General features: G+C 55.7%; 15 protein-coding genes. 3 read left to right on the top strand and 12 right to left on the bottom strand.

Annotated elements, in window-relative coordinates; translation table 11 throughout:
• Positions 1–64: 64 nt before the first annotated feature.
• Positions 65–1,867, bottom strand: coding sequence for a two-component system histidine kinase PnpS (gene pnpS, locus COHPA_RS0120060; RefSeq protein ID WP_027087934.1), 1,803 nt, complete (start codon positions 1,865–1,867; stop codon positions 65–67).
• A 36-nt stretch (positions 1,868–1,903) separates the two neighbouring features.
• Positions 1,904–3,454: a fumarate hydratase gene (locus tag COHPA_RS0120055; protein ID WP_027087933.1), complete on the bottom strand. Its 1,551-nt coding sequence runs from the start codon at positions 3,452–3,454 to the stop codon at positions 1,904–1,906.
• Positions 3,455–3,558: 104 nt separating this feature from the next.
• Here COHPA_RS0120055 and yfbR point away from each other — a divergent pair, with 104 nt between their 5' ends.
• On the top strand, positions 3,559–4,143 hold the full coding sequence (gene yfbR, locus COHPA_RS0120050) for a 5'-deoxynucleotidase (protein WP_027087932.1): 585 nt from the start codon (positions 3,559–3,561) through the stop codon (positions 4,141–4,143).
• 107 nt (positions 4,144–4,250) lie between these two features.
• Here the strand turns inward: yfbR and COHPA_RS0120045 are convergent, their stop codons facing one another.
• The 8 genes from COHPA_RS0120045 to citZ all read right to left on the bottom strand — a co-directional run bounded on the left by COHPA_RS0120045 (position 4,251) and on the right by citZ (position 14,364).
• Complete coding sequence (locus tag COHPA_RS0120045; RefSeq protein ID WP_156926708.1) at positions 4,251–5,087, bottom strand: hypothetical protein; 837 nt, start codon at positions 5,085–5,087, stop codon at positions 4,251–4,253.
• A 362-nt stretch (positions 5,088–5,449) separates the two neighbouring features.
• Entirely contained in the window at positions 5,450–6,598 is a 1,149-nt protein-coding gene (locus tag COHPA_RS0120040; RefSeq protein ID WP_027087930.1) for a glycerate kinase, read from the bottom strand.
• Between the two features lie 20 nt (positions 6,599–6,618).
• Positions 6,619–7,767 carry an MDR family MFS transporter gene (locus tag COHPA_RS0120035; RefSeq protein ID WP_027087929.1) on the bottom strand — a complete coding sequence of 383 codons (1,149 nt, stop codon included), beginning with the start codon at positions 7,765–7,767 and terminating at the stop codon, positions 6,619–6,621.
• 143 nt (positions 7,768–7,910) lie between these two features.
• Positions 7,911–8,342 (bottom strand): DUF2269 family protein, encoded by a 432-nt coding sequence (locus tag COHPA_RS0120030; protein WP_027087928.1) that lies wholly within the window; start codon positions 8,340–8,342, stop codon positions 7,911–7,913.
• Positions 8,343–8,516: 174 nt separating this feature from the next.
• Entirely contained in the window at positions 8,517–9,971 is a 1,455-nt protein-coding gene (locus COHPA_RS0120025) for an RCC1 domain-containing protein (RefSeq protein WP_027087927.1), read from the bottom strand.
• A gap of 246 nt (positions 9,972–10,217) precedes the next feature.
• A complete protein-coding gene (gene mdh, locus COHPA_RS0120020) occupies positions 10,218–11,162 on the bottom strand; it encodes a malate dehydrogenase (protein ID WP_027087926.1) in 945 nt (314 codons plus the stop codon).
• A gap of 655 nt (positions 11,163–11,817) precedes the next feature.
• Positions 11,818–13,110, bottom strand: a complete 1,293-nt coding sequence (gene icd, locus COHPA_RS0120015) for an NADP-dependent isocitrate dehydrogenase (protein WP_027087925.1) — start codon at positions 13,108–13,110, stop codon at positions 11,818–11,820.
• Between the two features lie 138 nt (positions 13,111–13,248).
• Entirely contained in the window at positions 13,249–14,364 is a 1,116-nt protein-coding gene (citZ, locus tag COHPA_RS0120010) for a citrate synthase (RefSeq protein ID WP_027087924.1), read from the bottom strand.
• Between the two features lie 294 nt (positions 14,365–14,658).
• Between citZ and COHPA_RS0120005 the strand changes: the two genes are divergently transcribed.
• On the top strand, positions 14,659–16,206 hold the full coding sequence (locus COHPA_RS0120005; protein WP_027087923.1) for a Ppx/GppA phosphatase family protein: 1,548 nt from the start codon (positions 14,659–14,661) through the stop codon (positions 16,204–16,206).
• Between the two features lie 3 nt (positions 16,207–16,209).
• On the opposite strand, the gene ppk1 is transcribed toward COHPA_RS0120005, so the two are convergent.
• Positions 16,210–18,279: a polyphosphate kinase 1 gene (gene ppk1, locus COHPA_RS0120000; RefSeq protein WP_027087922.1), complete on the bottom strand. Its 2,070-nt coding sequence runs from the start codon at positions 18,277–18,279 to the stop codon at positions 16,210–16,212.
• 150 nt (positions 18,280–18,429) lie between these two features.
• Between ppk1 and ytvI the strand changes: the two genes are divergently transcribed.
• Positions 18,430–19,545 (top strand): sporulation integral membrane protein YtvI, encoded by a 1,116-nt coding sequence (gene ytvI / locus COHPA_RS0119995; RefSeq protein WP_035119689.1) that lies wholly within the window; start codon positions 18,430–18,432, stop codon positions 19,543–19,545.
• A 7-nt stretch (positions 19,546–19,552) separates the two neighbouring features.
• On the opposite strand, the gene COHPA_RS0119990 is transcribed toward ytvI, so the two are convergent.
• Complete coding sequence (locus COHPA_RS0119990; RefSeq protein WP_027087920.1) at positions 19,553–19,960, bottom strand: FxsA family protein; 408 nt, start codon at positions 19,958–19,960, stop codon at positions 19,553–19,555.
• Positions 19,961–19,973 lie beyond the last annotated feature (13 nt).

The raw sequence follows: 19,973 nt of genomic DNA, 5'->3' as shown, positions 1-19,973 counted from the left end.
AGGTTAGTTTTATCATGCCCATGTAAACCGAACCGCATGAAAGTGTTAACGGAATGTAAAATCGTTACTGCTGGAGCATCGGCAATTCCATCATAAAATGCGACCCGACTCCGACCGTGCTCTCTACCCGGATCGTTCCGCCATGGAGTTCGATAAGGTGTTTAACGATCGATAATCCTAACCCGGTGCCTCCCGAGCTTCGGGAACGCGCCTTATCCACGCGATAGAACCGCTCGAAGATCCGGTCGATGTCCTTCTTCGGAATGCCGATCCCCGTATCCGATACCGTTATTCGGACGAGATCGACCGCTTCCTCTCCTTCTCCGGGGACGATCTCCGCCCGCACGCGTACTTTCCCGCCATCCGGCGTATAGTTGATGCCGTTCTGCATCAAGTTCATGACGATCTGGCCGAGCCGGTCCTCGTCCGCTTCCAAGAACAGCTCGGGCTCCGACTGTACGTCCAGCGTAATGGACTTCCTCATCGCGTCCGCGGACAACAGCTCCGTCATCCGCTCGAGGAAATGCGTTAGATCGATCGGCGAAAAATGGAGCGGCGAACGGCGTGACTCTATCTTCGAAAGCTCGAGAATGTCTCCGATCAGCCGGTTCAGCCGATCGCTCTCCTCGCGTATGATCGTGAGGAACGAAATCGCCGTTTCGCGATCGTCCATCGCTCCGGCGAGCAGCGTCTCGGCGAACCCTTTGACGGCGGCCACCGGCGTCTTCAGCTCGTGCGAGACGTTCGCGACGAACTCGCTTCGCATGCTCTCGAGCCTGCGGATCGCGGTCACGTCCTGCAAGACGAGCAACAATCCCGGTTCCTCGTCCTCGCTCATCGGCATCGGCACAAGACCGATCTCGAGCATTCTTTCCTCCGGATAATACACCGTCAATTCGTGATGGACGACGACCGACTTCGTCAGCCCTTCCCGGATTAACCCGAGCAGTTCGTAATGGTTGCGAATTTCCGTATAGCTTCGTCCGACGCGATCGCGCGCGGAGCTTCCGAGCATTTGTTCCGCTTGCCGGTTAAACAGCGTAATTCGACCGTCGCGTCCGATCATGACGACGCCGCTCGTCATGTTGTCGAGCACGCTTTGAAGCCTCGCGCCGTTATGTCGAATCTCGCCTAACTGGCCTTGCAGGCTTCTTGCCATCGCGTTCAGAGCCCTCGCCAGCTCTCCGATCTCGTCTTTGCCGCCTTCCGGCACGCGGATCGCGTAGTCCATATTGGCGATCCGCTTCGCGGCGGACGTCATTCGCTCGAGCGGTTTCGTTACGCTAAGCGCAATTCGGTAGCTTGCGACTGCAGCGAGTGCGAATAAGAGGAACAGTCCGAAGACAAGCGCCAGCCACATCCGGTCCAAGCCGTTCTCCACATCGCTAAGACTCATGGCGAGCCTAATCACCCCAGCCGACTCGTTGCCTTCTCTCGCGGATGTCGCCATCGCCACGTACAGCATATTCATATGCAGCGTGTCGCTATAGCGGATGCTGCTGCCCGTCCCCGTCTTGATCGCTTCTTGAACTTCCTCGCGGCTCAGATGGTTATCCATGGTCGATGGCACATGATCCGAATCGCCGAGAACCGTTCCGTCCGGGCGAATATACGTGACGCGCATGCCGGCGACTTCCCTGAACTTCAGCGCCTGCCGCTGCAAATATTCGCCGCGCGCTGCAGGATCAATGTCCGTCGGCCACGGAGAAGTAGCGTCCAGCACGCGCAGCTCCCGGATCATATGCTCCTTCAAGGCGGATTGGTGATTTTTCGTGTAAGAGTTTCCCGTCAGAAGCCCTGCCGCAAGCACGGAGAGTCCGATCAGAAGCATGAAAAGCGCGGTCAGTTTCCAACGAAATTTAGTCATGGCCTTAGGACTGCTCCTTCGGATATTAACGGACGTTTAGACGAAGACCGGATCTTTGAACTGCGCAAGCTTCTCCTTGGAATCTTTGTCCACGTCGGCATGCAGGCTGTTGCCGTGCGCGTCCATCGTAACGATCGCCGCGAAGCCTTCGACTTGCAGATGCCACATCGCTTCCGGGATGCCGAACTCCATGAAGTCCACGCCGTTCACTTTCTTGATGCACTCCGCATAGTATTGCGCCGCTCCGCCGACTGCGTTCAAGTAGACGCCGCCGTGCTCTTGGAGCGCTTTGAGCGTTTTCGGTCCCATTCCGCCTTTGCCGATCACCGCACGAATGCCGAATTTCCGCATGATATCGCCTTGGTACGGCTCCTCGCGAATGCTCGTCGTCGGTCCGGCAGCTTTCACGTGCCAGCCCTCGTCATCTTTCAGCATAACCGGCCCGCAGTGATAGATGACGCCGCCGTTCAGGTCGATCGGCGCGTCGTGGTCCATCAAATGTTTATGAAGCGCGTCGCGACCGGTGTGCATTTCGCCGTTCAGAATGACGACGTCGCCGACTTTCAAGCTGCGCACGTCTTCCTCGGTCAACGGCATTTGAAGCACGATTTCGCGACGTTCGGACGTAGCGGCGATATCCGCGCCCGTCTCCTCTTTGGAAGTTGCTCCCGCGTTCATCGGAACCGCGGAGCCTCCTTCGTACACCCAGCTCTTGATCTCATGCGTCGAACCGTCGAGGATGACGCCTTGACGGCGATAAGCCCAGCAGTTGTAAGCGACGGACACGAAGAAGCTGGCCGGCAAACGGTTGTTCACGCCGACCTTGCAGCCGAGCAGCGTTACGTTGCCGCCGAAGCCCATCGTGCCGATGCCGAGCTGGTTCGCTTTATCCATAATATATTCTTCGAGCTTAGCCAGCTCCGGAATCGGATTCACGTCCTCGACATGACGGAACAGCTGCTGCTTCGCCAGCTCGTAGCCGGTCGTCCGGTCGCCGCCGATGCCTACGCCGATGAAACCCGCGCTGCAGCCTTGGCCTTGCGCTTGGTAGACCGCATGCAGCACGCATTTGCGGATGCCGTCGAGATCGCGCCCCGCCTTGCCGAGTCCTTCCAGTTCGCATGGCAAGCTATATTGAATGTTTTTATTTTCGCAGCCGCCGCCCTTCAGAATCAATCGAACGTCGATCTCGTCCTTCTCCCATTGCTCGAAGTGGATGACCGGCGTACCCGGGCCGAGATTGTCGCCCGTATTGCTGCCCGTCAACGAATCGACGGAGTTCGTGCGCAACTTGCCGTCTTTCGTCGCGCGAGCAACCGCGTTACGGATCTCTTGGCGCATAATGATCTGGTTAGCGCCGACCGGCGTATGAACGACGAAAGTCGGCATTCCTGTATCCTGGCAGATCGGCGATACGTTGCATTCCGCCATCTCGATATTCTGGGCGATCGTCGTAAGGGATAATCCCGCGCGCGTCGCGCTGTCTTCTTTCTCGCGTGCCGCCGCGATCGTGCGGCGCACGTCAGCGGGCAGGTTGGTGGAAGTCTCCACGACGAGTTTATACATGCTCTCTTCGAAAATAGACATAACGAGTAAAACTCTCCTCTCTAGTCGTTGCTTCTCTCTAATACTATAATAACATATGACAAGCATATACGGTTGACGCCAACGGAGCAAAGGAGCTTGCCCCCATGAACCATTATCTCGCCTATCTATATCGACTGCAACATATCGAACGCTGGAGCCTGATGCGCAATACGAACTCGGACAATGTCGCCGAGCACTCGTTCCACGTCGCGCTGCTGGCCCATTCTCTGTGCACCATTTCTCGGGAAATATTCGGCCGCGACGTCAATCCGGACGAGATCGTCGCCTACGCTCTATTCCATGATGCAACGGAAGTGTTCACGGGAGATATACCGACGCCGGTCAAGCATCACAATCCGCGCATTCTCGGGAATTTTCGCGAAATCGAGGATTTGGCTGCGGAACGGCTGCTCGCGACCGTCCCTCCTGCTCTGCGTCATGTCTATTCCCCGCTGATCGGCCGCAAGCCGGCGAACCCCGAGCTCGCCAAGCTGCTGAAGGCGGCCGACCTGCTCGATGCCTATTTGAAATGCATCAGCGAGACGTCCGCTGGCAACCGGGAATTCGCGACCGCCCGCCGCCAAAGCGAAGAACGGCTGCGTAAGCTCGACCTGCCCGAGGTCGAATGGTTCCTCATGAATCTCGCCCCGAGCTTCGAGCGCACGATCGACGAGCTGACGGAGGATTAAAGATACGCGCAGCGGAATCAATGGGTACCGTTCATAAGAAATCCCCTTTAAGCAGTTCGTGCCAGGTTTCACACGATTTGCTTAAAGGGGATTCTATTGCCCGCAACCTAACGTTGTGTTGGCAGTTTTATCGGTAATATCGGCGGCTTCCAGGTCATCCTATACGTATCGTAAACGAATTGTCCCGGCACTTTACTTTCCCATGTTTCCACAACGAGCATATAGGAAGAATTCGCTCTGAAATCGCCTATATGTCCGCCGATGGGCGAGCGGTTAGTTGAATCGTAGAAATTCTCTCCTAGAAATTTGGCATCAGCACCCGTACCTGAGTATACTCTTACTCTCATTCTCTGATATTCGACATGTATAGGGTCGCCATCATCAAACCTTGGTTGGTTCCACGTATGAATACGTACCCAATCATTGTTCACTAACTGAAACGCGCTGAAATCGCGAGAAAGGGGTCTAAGCAGCGATTCGCCGCCTCGGGGATACCACACCATATTCATATGGTTTTCTCTTCTAATTCCATCCTTTTGCTCAGCGTACGCAGTACCTAAGATATAATATATTTTATTTTTATCTAAAACAAAACCCTGTTCACGGCTATTAAAAGTCCAACTTTGATTGGCAACTCTCTGATCCAAAGGATGTTTCACCCAACCTACGAGCGTCCTCTTTCCATCGCTTTTTGCTTCATATATATCGACGGCCATCATGCCCTCAAAATTCGAATATGCCGGATAGTCTGAGGTGAACGTCATTTTCGCTTCAATCTTGCTTGCGATCGGATGTTCGATAAAGTTGCCGCTCAATTTGAATGGATTCCCGCCAGCCGGTTCGATCGTGTCGGCAAACACCGGAACGGAGGATACGATAAGCGAACCTAACATGGTGATCAATAAGGCCAGTTTAACGAATTTGTTCGATCTCGATTTCATCACTTTGTTAATTCTCTCCTTTAACGGTTTGTCATTCTCATGGATTCGAGCTACGCAGGCGACAGCATTGATCGGATGATATAATTTGCCTAAAATAGTTTTATCTATATTTATTATATAAAAAATGTAAATTAAAGCATATAGGGATTTAGGCTGGGTTCGTTCGTCGCCAGCCTTACAAGTTATGGTTTCGAAGTCGGAACTTGACGGCTTCCGATTCGCATGGTTTCAGAGGACACCGGCATTGAACCAGCCTTCGAGCAGGAAGTACCGGAGCACCTCCGTCATTATCGACGCGACGCAAACGAAAACCAGTAAAGCGAGCCCGTCAACCGTAAAGGTTGCCGGGCTCATTTTACTGGTTTCTAACGTAAGACGATCCGTCCGCCCAACCTAATTAACCGCATTAATTGTTCGGTCCGTTCCCGCGTCCAAGCATGCGCGTTCTCCACCGCTTCGGTTAGCTCGCAGGGACCCGGGACGATAGATAAGCATGCGATCAGTCCAAGCTTATCCATCTCGCTAGCCGGAAGCGCAACGGCTCCGCACAGCGACACCACCGGAACGCCCCGCTTGCGCGCATGCCGGCAGACGCCGGAGACGACTTTGCCCGACAGCGTCTGCCGATCGAGCCTGCCTTCCCCGGTCATAATCAGATCCGCATCCTTGATCCGTTCGCCGAACCGATAGGTTTCGGCCAACAACTCGAAGCCCGGCCGCAGCTCCGCGCCGAGGAACGCGAGCGCCCCCGCCCCCATTCCGCCTGCCGCGCCTGCACCCGGAACCGATGCGACATCGATACCGAGCTGTTCCTTCACGACCACCGCATAGACGGCAAGCGCATTGTCCAGAACGCGAATATCCGCTTCCGTCGCACCCTTCTGCGGTCCGAATACCCGCGAAGCCCCTTCGTCCCCGCACAGCGCGTTGCGAACGTCGGTCACCGCCGTCACTGTCGTCTCGGCGAGTCGCGGGTCCAACCCCGACAGATCGATTCGCCCCAGCTTGCCCAGCGCTCCCCCGCCTTCCGGCAGCTCAGCGCCGTCGCCGTCAAGAAACCGCACCCCGAGCGCGCGCATCATCCCCGTGCCCCCGTCGTTCGTCGCGCTGCCCCCTAACCCGAGCAACACATTCCGATACCCCTCGTCCATACAGCGCGAGATCAACTGCCCCGTACCGTAGGTCGAAGCCGCGAGCGGATTACGTTCCTCCTTGGAGAGCAGCGTATGGCCGGAAGCTTGCGCCATCTCCACGACGGCCGACCGGCCGTCCGCCAGCACGCCGTACGAGGCAAGTACTTCGCGCCCCAGCGGGTCGCGAACCAGCGCTTCTCGCACGCTTCCGCCGAGCGCGTGAACCAAGCTTTCGATCGTTCCTTCGCCGCCGTCAGCCATCGGAAGATGTACGATTTCAGCATCGCGCTCAACGCTCCGAATCCCCTCCTGCATCGCTAAGCACGCCTTAGTTGCCGACAAAGAACCTTTGAAAGAGTCCGGCGCAAGCACGATCCGCATGCAATATCCCTCCGAATAAGTTACGTTCTGGACATGATTCGCCTTACGACCCGATATTGCATCGCGCCGGCAGCCAACAAGGCGACCGCAAGCACGGTGAACAGCGTTTCTCCGTTCGTCGCGGTGAGCACCCAACCTCCGAGCAGCGGTCCGATTCCTTTGGCTAGCAGTACGCTCGCCCCGTTGACGGAGAAATAAAACCCGCGCTCCTCTGGCGGAGCCATGATCGAGATCGCCTTCTGATAGTGCGGACCGTACAGCATTTCCCCGATCGTGAAAATAAACTCCGACAAAAAGAGCAGCCAGACGACTTCCGAATAGCCGTAGCCGATCGCGACGATTGCGAGCAAAGAATACGAAGCTCCGATGACGAGATGCGACGCCATCGACTCCGTCCTGCGGGCGATCCAAATTTGCAGCAGAATGACCGCGATTCCGTTAAAGCTGAGCATGGCCGCGAACACCGTCTTATAATGTTCGAACGACGTTTGAAGGTGTAACGGCAGCGTCGTCTCAACCTGGGCGTACAGCATCCCGATCGGCAATCCGAGCACCGTTAATAGAATAAGCGGCTTATGTACGGCCCATCTGAACGTGACGCTCGGCCTCGTCCGTTGCGGCGACCGATCGCCGCCGACGAGCAGCGGCGCCGTTTCCTTCAGCTTAATCGTCACGAGCAGCGCGTAGAACAGGAACATGCCGGCCGAGATCAGGAATACCGCGGAGGCGTTCCACTTGAACATGAACAGTCCGATCGCCGGACCGACGGCCGCGCCGACGTTAAATGCCGTATGCATGAGAGCGAACACTTCCGCGCGTTTTTCCTCCGGCACCATGTCCGTAATTTGCGCGTTGGCAGCGGGCATGAACAGAGCCGAACCGATCCCATTGATAACCGAAAATAACGCATAATGCCATACTTCGTCCGAAAATACGTACCCGATCATGCTTACCATCTGAAGCATTAAGGCAACGAACATCAGCGGCTTGCGCCCGTACCGGTCGCTTAGTCCTCCTCCCGTCCAGCTTACGACCATGCCGAACAGCGGTTGCAGCGCAACGACCAGCATCGGCAGCATGATCGAGCCTTCCAATCGGTCGAACAAATATAAAACCAAAAAGGGCCGAATCATGAACCCGGTTATCGTCGATAAAGCCGTCCCGAGCACCCTGATCCAAACCCCTGCGTCATAACGTCTCATGTATGCGGTAAGTTGGTTTGTCATACGTGCATTATAGCATAGTGATATTTGTCTAGAATTAAGCAAAAGCCCCGCTCGCGCTGGGCGAACGGGGATCAAGCCGACCTTGTTTATTTGAACCAAGGATTCGTCATCAACCAAATCACGACGAGGAAAAGAATAAAAATGATCGCGCTGATCGTCTGAACTTTCGTAATCGAAGCGCTCGCGTTCTGCGCGTTCGCCGCCGCCGATACGATTTTCTTGAGCGGTCCTTGAACGATGCCCGACAACGCGCCTAGCGCCAAGAACACCACCACGACCAAGATCATCCATGAAACGGCGTATTCGCCGCCGCCGTTCGAAACCAAATACCCTCCGGTGAGAAGCTGAATCACGAGCGCATATTGACCGATGCGGCCTGCCGCGACAAGTCCGCTTGCGAGCCCTTCCTGAGCGGCTCCCGATAATTGCTTGAACTTCCCGACGATGAACGGCAGCACCGCGTAAATGCCCATGCCCACGGCGCCTACGATATGCAGGAACAGCATTGTTTCGTACATGATGAATCCCTCCATTTGGTAGTAGACAAAGACAAGCTTAGTATACACGATTATCAGGACGAACAAAACCGCAAGGCAAGCTAATTTCAAAAGCAAAAAGCACGCCCGTAGACGAAGACCCCTCTACTGGACATGCTCTTGGCGCACAGGCTTGCAGTTCAATATCGATTACGGCTAAGATCGATTCGGTATGCCGAAGAACGGCGTCGACTTTTCCGATTGAAGCGATTCACCGTCATCGGCTACCATTACACGGAACTCGTAGTTTTTATCTACATCAAAGTAACTCTTCGCTAACGTGAGCGTCGTACCGCTAGTCTCCGCCTGGAAGTAGTCATCCGCATCCGTGCGTTTCCATAGGACTCTATACAGCGCGCCGGTGTTAACCGGATTCCATTTTACGGTTACCCCCTCGGAACTGTATTTGAGGGTTAAACCCGTCGGCTTAACCGGCGGACCATCATGGACTAGGACCGGATTATACCGCATCGTGTTCGACCCGTCTCCGACTTCTCTATGCACGTTGTAACCCCATCCCCACAACGAGCCGTCCGCCTTCATCGCGATCGTATGCCCGTAACCTCCCGCAATGTCGATCACGTTATTCAGCGTAGTCAGAAGAACCGGCGTTAAAGAACATTGGCCGTATACGTTGGCTTCATAACTGCCCCACGCATATAACCGGCCTTCCGTGTCTATAGCCAGTGAATGTTTATTGCCGACTGCCACCGATTTCAGCTTGACGTTATTCGGAAAAACGACTTTTTTCGGCGTTTTGTCGTATACATATTCGTTGTTGCAAGAATTCACGCCCCATTGATAGACGGAGCCGTCATCCGTCAACGCCGCCGAATGAAATTGCGCCGATACGACTTGTTTGACCTTGGCAATCCCGCCCACTTTCGTCGGCTTAGACAACCAGTTAGGCGACCCGTCGGGCGATTGGCTGTTCAGGAACGCATTGTTCAGACCCCATGCGTACAAATCGCCGTTCGTGGCAATGGCATAGGATGTATTCCAACCCGTTGCAACTGACTTCACCGTAACGCCTCTCGGCATGACGACTTCCCGCGGAATGTGCATGTCCCTCCAAGTGGTTAGTTTAGACGTGTCGTTCCCCCAAATATAAACTTTGCCTGCTTCCGAAAGCGCCAGCGCGTGATCTACGCCCGCCGCGGCTTGTTTAACTTTAATGCCGTCGAAATTTAAGTTAAGAGCCGGAGAATACCACACGGTAGCCATCTCCGTAGATTTGCCTAGCTGGCCTGTTCTGTTATTGCCCATCTCCCATAATTGGCCGTCTTCGTTGACGATGATCGTAAAGAAAGGCGAGGTCGAGACGGATTTAACGGACTTAACGGCGCTCAAATCAATCGTCGTAGTCGCAACAATGCTCCTCTGATCACCGGTCCCCAGTTGGCCGTAATAACTGTCTCCCCAGACGAAAAGCTTACCGTCCCTATAGGCCAACGAATGTTCATTGGCAGCCGCTACGAATCTAACTTCCGGATCGGCAGCGGCAGCCTTATTCAACCCGCCGACGTTCCAGATACATGCGCCTGCCCCAATGGCGAAAGCCAATGCAAGCTTGACGAAGTTCCCTGCTTTGTTGCGCATTACGAAGTTCATCCTTTAATTCACTCCAATTCGATCGATAATAGATTCGAAGTACAATTGACATATCGACATCATATTGCATAAAATTTAATTATTTTTAATAAATAATACCATTTTACTGGTTCGTTTAACTCAAATTAGTTCTAACGTCTCGGACGTTTCCTGCATTTGCATAAAAAAATGCAGCCCGTATTCCGACGAATACGAGCCGCATGGGGCGATACTTTCCGATAGCTATATGCTCACTTGACGATCGCCTTACGCGTTCTCGACGATCTTGATGACATTGCGCACCGATTGCGCGGATTTCTCGAGTGCCGCTTTCTCCTCGTCGGTCAGATCGATCTCGATGATTTTCTCGATCCCGTCGCCCCCGAGCACCGCCAACACACCGATGAATAGATTATCGTAGCCGTATTCCCCTTGAAGCAGCGCGATAACCGGAAGGATCCGTTTCTTGTCCTTCAGAATCGCTTCCGTCATCTGGACGATCGACGCCGCAGGCGCGTAATACGCGCTGCCGTTGCCGAGAAGGCTGACGATTTCGCCTCCGCCGACGCGCGTACGGGCAACGATCGCGTCGATCTGCTCCCTCGGAAGCAACTTCTCGACGGGAATCCCGCCGATCGTCGTGTAGCGCACGAGCGGTACCATATCGTCTCCGTGTCCGCCGAGCACGACGCCGCGAACATCTTCCACGGACACGTTGAGCGCTTGCGCCAGGAACGTATTATAGCGAGCCGTGTCCAGGACGCCGGATTGGCCGATTACGCGGTTTTTCGGGAAACCGAGCGCTTTATTCGCCACGTAAGTCATCGCGTCGACCGGGTTAGAGAGAATGATGACATACGCGTTCGGGCTCGTCGCCCGCACGTTCTCGCACACCGATTTCACGATCCCCGCGTTCGTGTTCACGAGATCGTCGCGGCTCATTCCGGGTTTGCGCGCAATACCCGCCGTAATAATCACGACGTCGGAATCAGCCGAATCCGCATAATCGGCCGTCCCGACGATGCGGGCATCCACTCCCTGCACGGGCGTTGACTCGAGCATGTCGAGCGCCTTCCCCTTCGTCGGATTCTCCAACTGCGGAATGTCCAATAACACGACATCCCCAAGCTCTTTCTGCGCCAGCATCAGCGCCGTAGTCGCCCCCGTAAATCCCGCGCCTACCACCGTAATCTTCGCACGTTTAATCGCCATCTCCATAACCTCCTTGGCTATATCCGCCTCAAAGCGGTAGTATCCCCAACTGCGAGACTGCATAACTACACTTCTCTCAACCGTCGAACTTGAACGAGATCCCAAACCTGCACATGTGCAGGCTTTATCACCGAAATCGCCGCCAAACCGCCTAACCAAGCAAATGAACCGCACTTTCGCAGGTATTGCGACCCTCTAAACAAAATCGCCGCCCATTAACTGCATGCTTGCAGGAATAGGCGGCGATGTAAACCACTATGAAGTTATTCTCCGAGTCGCGTCAGCGACGAGGACGCGCCACGCAGTAGGCGCAATGCTCTTCAAGCGAGTCGCGCCAGCGACAAGCAAACGCCGCGCAGCAAGGCGCAATGCCCTTCACGCGAGTCGCGTCAGCGACAAGCAAACGCCGCGCAGCAAGGCGGTAGTTCCGCGCACTCAAGCTTTTTCGCTTTGGGCCGATCAACCATCGGCCCAAGAGCGAAAACGCGAGCCCCGCACCAGCCACCCGCCCCTACACCGCACCATCGATCCTGCGAGGAACTACGGGCGGGAGTCCAGAGGGCTGGCAAGCCCTCTGGGGTCCCCCTTCCGGGGAAGGGGGATTTAGGGGGATGGGCGCCAACGGGGGTCGTTAGGGGGTGTCCCCCTAACCACCTTACATGTTAGAGATAACTTTATCAGCGAACGCCGAGCACTTCACTTCCGTAGCGCCTTCCATCAAACGAGCGAAGTCGTAAGTCACGACTTTCTGATTGATCGATTTTTCCAGGCCCTTATAGATGAGGTCGGCAGCTTCCAACCATCCGAGGTGCTCGAGCATCATAACGCCGGACAGAATAACGGAACCTGGATTCACGACGTCTTTGTCCGCGTATTTAGGTGCCGTGCCGTGCGTAGCTTCGAAGATCGCATGGCCCGTAGCGTAGTTGATGTTAGCTCCCGGCGCGATACCGATGCCTCCGACTTGCGCAGCAAGCGCGTCGGACAGGTAGTCGCCGTTCAGGTTAAGCGTAGCGATAACGTCGAAGTCGGTTGGACGAGTCAATACTTGTTGCAGCGCGATGTCCGCGATCGCGTCCTTGATCAGGATTTTGCCTGCGTCAAGAGCCGCTTTCTGAGCCGCGTTAGCCGCTTCTTCGCCTTTCTCCGCCTTGATGGCGTCGTATTGACCCCAAGTGAACGTTTGGTCTGCGAATTCTTTCTCTGCGACTTCGTAGCCCCAGTTTTTGAACGCGCCTTCCGTGAACTTCATGATGTTGCCTTTGTGAACGAGCGTAACCGATTTGCGGTTGTGCTTGATCGCGTATTCGATCGCCGCGCGAACGAGGCGTTTGGAGCCTTCGGAGGAAACAGGCTTGATGCCGATACCCGACGTTTCGGGGAAGCGGATCTTCTTGACGCCCATTTCGTTCTGCAGGAACGCAAGCAGTTTCTTAACGGCTTCCGAGCCGGATTCGTACTCGATGCCCGCATAGATGTCTTCCGTGTTTTCGCGGAAAATAACCATGTCTACAAGCTCCGGACGTTTGACCGGGGAAGGCACGCCGTCGAAATAACGGACAGGGCGCAAGCAAGTGTAAAGGTCAAGCTCTTGGCGAAGCGCAACGTTCAAGGAACGGATGCCGCCGCCGATCGGCGTAGTCAGAGGCCCTTTGATCGCGATGATCAGCTCGCGGATCGCTTCGAGCGTATCGTTAGGCAGCCATTCGCCGTAAGCATTGTATGCTTTCTCGCCGGCGAACACTTCGTACCAAGCGATTTTTTTCTCGCCTTTGTAAGCTTTCTCTACCGCTGCGTCAAGAACGCGCTTGGAAGCTTTCCAGATGTCGCGGCCCGTGCCGTCGCCTTCGATGAACGGGATGATCGGATCGTTAGGTACGTTAAGAACGCCGTTCGTAACCGTAATCGGCGTGCCGGATGCGGGTGCTGCGAATTTTTCGAGTTTCATGCTTAATCCTCCTAATGGGTTTCTTGAATCGTTAAGTATTCGGTCGCCTTAAGCAACCCCAGTATAGTCGCAAGAAACCGGCGCGCCGCCCTCGTTACGCTGAAGGAGGGGCAGCCCGCCGGTGCTAGCTATCGATCGTTAGCCGCGCTTGCCGACCGGAACGTAGTGCTGTCCGACCGGACCTACGTATTCCGCGCGAGGGCGAATGAGACGGTTGTCTTCGTATTGCTCCAAGATGTGCGCCGTCCAACCGGACACGCGGCTGATCGCGAAGATCGGCGTGAACAGGTCGCGCGGGATGCCCAGCATCGTATAGCAGGAAGCCGAGTAGAAATCGACGTTCGGCTTCAGTCCTTTCTGACCCGTTACGAGATCTTCGATCTTGACCGACATCTCGTACAGCGTCATATCGCCTTTCAATTCGCCGAGCTGGCGGGACATCTGCATCAGATGCTTCGCGCGGGGGTCGCCGTTCTTGTAGACGCGGTGACCGAAGCCCATCACTTTCTCTTTGTTGTTCAGCTTGTTCTGAATGTACGGCTCGACGTTAGCCAAGGAGCCGATATCGTCAAGCATCACCATAACCGCTTCGTTAGCGCCGCCATGCAGCGGGCCTTTAAGCGCCCCGATCGCGGACGTTACGCCGGAATAAATATCGGACAGCGTAGCTACGGTTACGCGGGAAGCGAACGTCGAAGCGTTCAGCTCGTGGTCCGCGTGAAGAACGAGCGCTTTGTCCATCGCTTCGACAGCGACGGCCGCCGGCTCTTCCCCGGTCAGCATATAGAGGAAGTTGTGGGCGATGCCTACTCCCTTCTTCGGAGCGACCGGCTCTTTGCCTTCGCGAATGCGCGCGAAAGCCGCTACGACGGTCGGGAGCTTCGCTTGAAGTTTAATGGCTTTAAGCAGGTTCGCTTCGCGGCTCATGTCGTTGGCCGCATCGTCATATAAGGCAAGACTGGACACCGCTGTTCTGAGCGCCGCCATGGAATTGCTTCCTTTCGGATACAATTTCAAACCGGCGATGACTTCGGCAGGCAATTGCGCGTGCTCGCTTAATTGCGCCTTGAGCCCGTCCAGTTGCTGCTTGGTCGGCAATTTGCCGTACCACAGCAAGTATGCCACTTCTTCGAAGGAAGCTTGTTCCGCGAGTTCATCGATGTTAATGCCGCGATAGGTCAGAACGCCGTCGATGATCGAGCTGATCGACGATGCCGCCGCGACAATCCCTTCCAAGCCTTTCGTTGCCGTCATGTTCATCTCTCCTTTATCCAAAAAATGCAAGTCGACCGGATGAGCATCGTCGCCTTCCGATCAGCCCCATGATCGCTTGTGCGGGAGCGAGAACGATTCACCGCTCAATAATGCACGTAAATCGCGAATTCCTTCACATTTTTTGACCTTTTTTAATGATAATCGATTTCAACGGCGAATGGAACCGATCGTCACATAGAATTGTTTTATCGCCACCATAAAGGTTCTTTTGCCAATCCCGCCTCTGATGGTACAATAATTCGAAAATGCACGTCCCTTTCGAAGGAGACCCTCATGACGAAAAATCGAATTACGGGGATTATAGATATCGGTTCGAATACGGTCCGGCTTGCCGTCTATCAGCTCTCGGACAACGGCGCGTACAGGGTCATCGACCAAGGGCGCTGGGCAGCGCGGCTAAGCCAGCGCATGGACGATGAAGGCAATCTGACGGACGAAGCGATCGAAGAGCTTACGGAAGTATTGCGGCATTATCGGCGAATATGCCAAATGCACGGAACGGGCTTCATTCGGACCGTCGCGACGGCAGCCGTCCGGCAGTCAGCGAATCGTGAACGTATCGTCCGGCGCTTGTCGGACGCGACCGGTCTTACCATCGAAGTGTTGTCCGGAGAGGACGAAGCCCGTATCGGCAGCCATGCGATGCTCTGCACGATGGGAACGGGAGACGGCTTCGTTATCGACATCGGCGGCGGGAGCACGGAAATCAGCCTCCTCTTGGATCGGGAGGTCAAGTTCGCCGTATCCTTCCCGTTCGGCTGCGTCAACCTGGCGTCGACATTCGCTTTAAGCTCGAATCCCGTACCTCCCGCCGTTCTCGAGGACATGCAGTCGTTCGTCATGCAGCGACTTACCGGCGAGCCTTGGATCGGCCAATATCCCGGATTGCCGATTATCGGCCTCGGAGGCACCGTGCGAGCGCTGGCGAAATTTCAACAGAAGATGACCGATTATCCGTTCCATCTGCTTCACGGCTATGAGCTTCGAGCGGAAGACGCGGCATCGAGACTTAACCAGCTAGCCGCTATTCCGGTAGATAAGCGCAGAAAGCTTCCCGGCCTGTCGAAGGACCGCGGCGATGTCATCGTGCCCGGCCTGGCGATCCTGCTCGGCATCATCAGGCACGCGGCGGCCTCCAGCCTCGTCGTGTGCGGCGCGGGACTCCGCGACGGGCTGTTCTACGAAACGTGCGTCCCGCGATTTCAGCCGAAGTCGGCAGAGTCCGTTCTGCAAGAAAGCATTCGCAATTTAACGGCATTATATCCCACTTCTCCCGAGGTTCACCTGAACCAGGTTCAGAAGTTGGCCGTAACGCTATACGAATGCCTAAGCGTCAAGTATTCGCTTCGTCCGGAATCGCGCCTGCTGCTGGAAACGGCCGCGAGGCTGCATCGGATCGGCGCCGCGATCGATTACAACAACAGCGCGGAGCACACGTTCTATATGCTGATGCATACGCACTGGAACGGCCTAGGCCACCGCGAGATGTTGCTTGCCGCATCGATCGCCGCGTTCGCGAGCGCCGGCCAGCACAAACGCAATCTCGCCCCGTTCCGCGCGATCCTGAGCGACGGGGATATCGAGCTTGCCGCGCGGCTTGGCACGCTGCTCCAGCTTGCCTCGGCGCTAGACCGCAGCGAGGCGCAGGCGATATCGGCCATGGATCTCGTCGTCATGGCGGGCAAGCTGCAGATCGTCGCCCATGCCTCGCACCCGCTCCCGGTCGAGCAGCGGGAGACCGACGCGATCGCCAGAGAGTTCCATAAAACTTGGGGGTTAACTCCCAAGCTTGATGTCAAGCTGCAAGCGACTTACCTGTAACGGTTAACGACGGCTCCGCTTCCATCGCCCGAGCTCCGCCGCCGCGAATTGGCTTCTCAGCGGATCTTGGGCTTCGTTATGGACTCTGATATACCCCCCCATCGAAGACAGCTTCCTTGCCTTTACGTCGTCCTCCAAATTCATTCGCAGAAGGTTCATGAGACTGCTCCGAATGCCGGCATCGTACACCGGACATAGAATTTCGACGCGACGGCTTAAGTTGCGGGTCATCCAATCCGCGCTGGAGATGTACACCTCCTCCTCGCCTCCGCCGGCGAAGGCGACGATCCTCGAATGCTCCAGGAACCGATCAACGATGCTAACGACTCTTATATTCTCGCTTAAACCGTCCACGCCCGGCCTCAAGCAGCACACTCCCCGCACGATCAACTCGATCTTTACTCCGGCTTGCGAAGCCTCGTAAAGCTTGTCGATCATCGACTGGCTCGAGAGCGAATTCATCTTCGCCACGATTCTCGCCGGTCTCCCGGCTTGCGCGTGCTCCATCTCCCGGTCGATCAGTTCGAACAGCTTCTCCTTCAGCCCGATCGGCGCGACGGCGAAAGACCGCCAATCGTGCGGGGTAGAATAGCCGGTCATCTCGTTGAATAGAGCGGAGGCGTCCTCGCCGATGCCCGGGTGACTCGTGAATAAGCCGGCATCCGTATAGAGCTTCGCGGTAATATCGTTGTAGTTGCCGGTGCCGACATGCACGTAACGTCTTAACGCGCCGGACTCCCGCCTAACGACTAGCGTTATTTTGACATGCGTCTTTAAACCGACCAACCCGTAAACGACGTGGCAGCCCGAATTTTCGAGAAGGCGAGCCCAGGCTATGTTCCGCTCTTCGTCGAACCGCGCCTTCAGCTCGACCACGACCGTCACTTGCTTGCCCGACTCGGCGGCTCTCGCGAGCGCCTGGATCAGCACGGAGTTGACGCTTACCCGATACAACGTTATCTTGATCGCCAGCACATCGGGGTCGGCGGCGGACTCCAGAATGAAGTCGTTCACGGCCTCGAACGATTCGTAAGGGTGATAGACGAGCACGTCCTTCTCCCGCAGCACGGACAGAATATCGTCCGCGTTCTCGAATTCCTCCGGATATACGGGCTCTATCCTCTCGTATTTGAGATGATCCACGTTCTGCAGCAATGAAGCGAATTTCGATAGAAAACTTAAGTCCAGCGGCCCGTCGATTTCGAGCGGTTCGTCTTCCTCCCACAGCTCGAGCTCATCCCTGAGCAGTTGCAACGCGTGCGGATGCATGCCTTTCTCGACTTCGAGCCGAACCGGCAAGCCGTGCTTCCTTCTTCTCAGCTCTTTCTCGATCTCTTGGAGCAAATCCTCCGCGCCTTCCTCGTTCAGCGTCAAATCCGAATTGCGGGTGACGCGGAAAGCATGGACGGCCTCCATCTCGTAACCGCTGAACAGCAGGCTGATATTCTCCTTAAGCAAGTCCTCGAGCAGAATGTAGCAGCTTCGCCTGCTATTCCGCCCGCTCAGAACCGGAATGACCCTGGGCAGGATCGACGGCACCTGAACGATCGCGCACACCGTCTTGTCTTCTCCTCCGGCTTCGGGCTTTAGAACGACGGCCAGGTAAATCTCCTTGCTATGCACGAGCGGGAACGGCCGACTGACGTCGACCGCCATCGGCGTTAACACCGGGTAGATGATTTCTTGGAAATGCGCCTTCATTAGCGTCCTCTGATCGGTCGTCAAATCTTTGACGCTAAGCAGCTCGATGCCCTCGCGCGATAGCAGCCGCATAAGGTCGCGATACACTTTATATTGCTGCCTCACCGTGCGGGTCGTTCTTTTCATAATGCGTTTCAACAGGCCTTGGGGCGTATACCCGGTAAAATCCGATTTGATGTAGCCTGCCTTGCGTTGATCTTGTAATCCCGCGACCCGAACGCTCATAAACTCATCAAGGTTGCTCGATACGATGGAAAGGAACGACAGGCGTTCCATCAGCGGCGTGCTCGCGTCTTCCGCTTCTTCCAGTACCCGGCGGTTGAACTCGAGCCAGCTTAAATCGCGATTAATGTACTTCTTGGCGCCGGACATCCTACATCCCCCCGTTCGTCATTCGACACTGCGGTTCAGGTTCGAGCCTGGTCCTCGATCCATTATGTTATCCGAATGTAAAGCCCGCGTTACCGAAGGATTAACCGAATGTTAAAAGACGGAAATTCGACATGAAGGAGGCGCATGCGCGTGGATCGAAAATTAACGGGCAGACTGAAGCGATTGCTGCTCGTGATCGGGATCGTTGTCGGCGGAGGCGCATTAGTCTGGTGGACGCTGCCCCTCCTATACCCGTTCCTTCTGGGGTGGCTGCTTGCTTATATGCTGAACCCGCTCGTTCATCTCTTTCAGCGTAAAGCCCGTTTGCCTCGTTGGCTGGCGGTTACGGTCGTACTGCTGATTTTCACCGCCGCCATGATCACGCTCCTTACGACCCTTGTCATGCGGCTTGCGGAGGAGCTGATGAACGCGGCCGGCTCGATGGACGACTTCGTCGATTGGATCGAGCGCTCCTATAACGATTTTATCGCCAGACCGGAAATTCATAACCTCATCGAGCGCATCGATCATTTTTATAACGAAAATCCGAACTACCAGGACATGATCAATAACCGCATCTCGGATGCGGCTAAAGCGGTCGCCAAAGCGGGCACGAACTTGATCAGCGCGTTCCTGATGGGGATCGTAGGCTTCATCTCCTCCCTTCCGGCTATCGCGATCATAACGGTCGTCGTTCTGTTGGCTTCGTTCTTCATAAGCAAAGATTGGAACAAGTACGTACAGAGGGGAAAAGCGTGGTTTCCGCCCGCTCTGCGGGGCAGGGTCGGCAACGTGTGGAAAGATCTGCGGCAAGCGTTGTTCGGGTATTTGCGTTCCCAGTTCATCATGATCTCCATCACGACGGTCGTCGTCATGATCGGACTGTTCGTCATCGGCGTTCATAACGCGGTTTCGATCGCCTTATTCATCGGCTTCGTGGATCTGCTCCCTTATCTTGGCGTCGGCGCGGCGATGATCCCGTGGTTCGCGTACGAATTTCTTGCCGGCGAATGGGAGCTGGGCACTTCTCTATCCATTCTATACGGGATCGTGCTCGTCGCGCGCCAGTTCATCGAGCCGAAGGTGCTTGCTTCCAGCGTAGGCTTGGAGGCGCTGCCGACCTTGATGGCGATGTTCGTCGGACTTAAGCTGTTCGGAGTGTTCGGTCTCATCATCGGACCGGTTACCGTCGTCTTCCTTACCGCCTGCCACCGGGCGGGCGTGTTCAGAGACATCGCCAAATATATTCAATACGGCTCCAGGTAACGTTCCTTTAACGGCCCCATGGCGGGCCTTGGCGAATCGTGAACGCGCCGTTCCTCATCCTTCTCTCCAACCAACGATAGAGAAGCCGGCGATAGATCGGACGCGTGAACGGCAGCAGCAAGGAGATGCCGACGATGTCGGAGACGAACCCGGGGAACAGCAGCAGCAAGCCGCCGGCCAGCACGCACAACCCGTCCAGCAGCGACAAGCCCGGAATTTGTCCGGCCTGCATTTGAAGCTGCGCCTGCCGGATCACTTTGCGGCCTTCGAACTGAGCAAGCCACGTCCCTAGCACGCCCGCCAGCACGAGCAACCCCAGCACCTGCCACCCGCCGATTTGTTTACCCATCTCAATAATGCCCCACAACTCAACGCCCGGGAAAATAACAATGAGAACAAGCAGCCATCTGCGCATCTTAACACTCCAG

Origin of the sequence: Cohnella panacarvi Gsoil 349, from assembly GCF_000515335.1 — a bacterium.
Classification (GTDB): Bacteria; Bacillota; Bacilli; order Paenibacillales; family Paenibacillaceae; genus Cohnella; species Cohnella panacarvi.
This window is presented reverse-complemented; position numbering and strand designations above follow the sequence as displayed.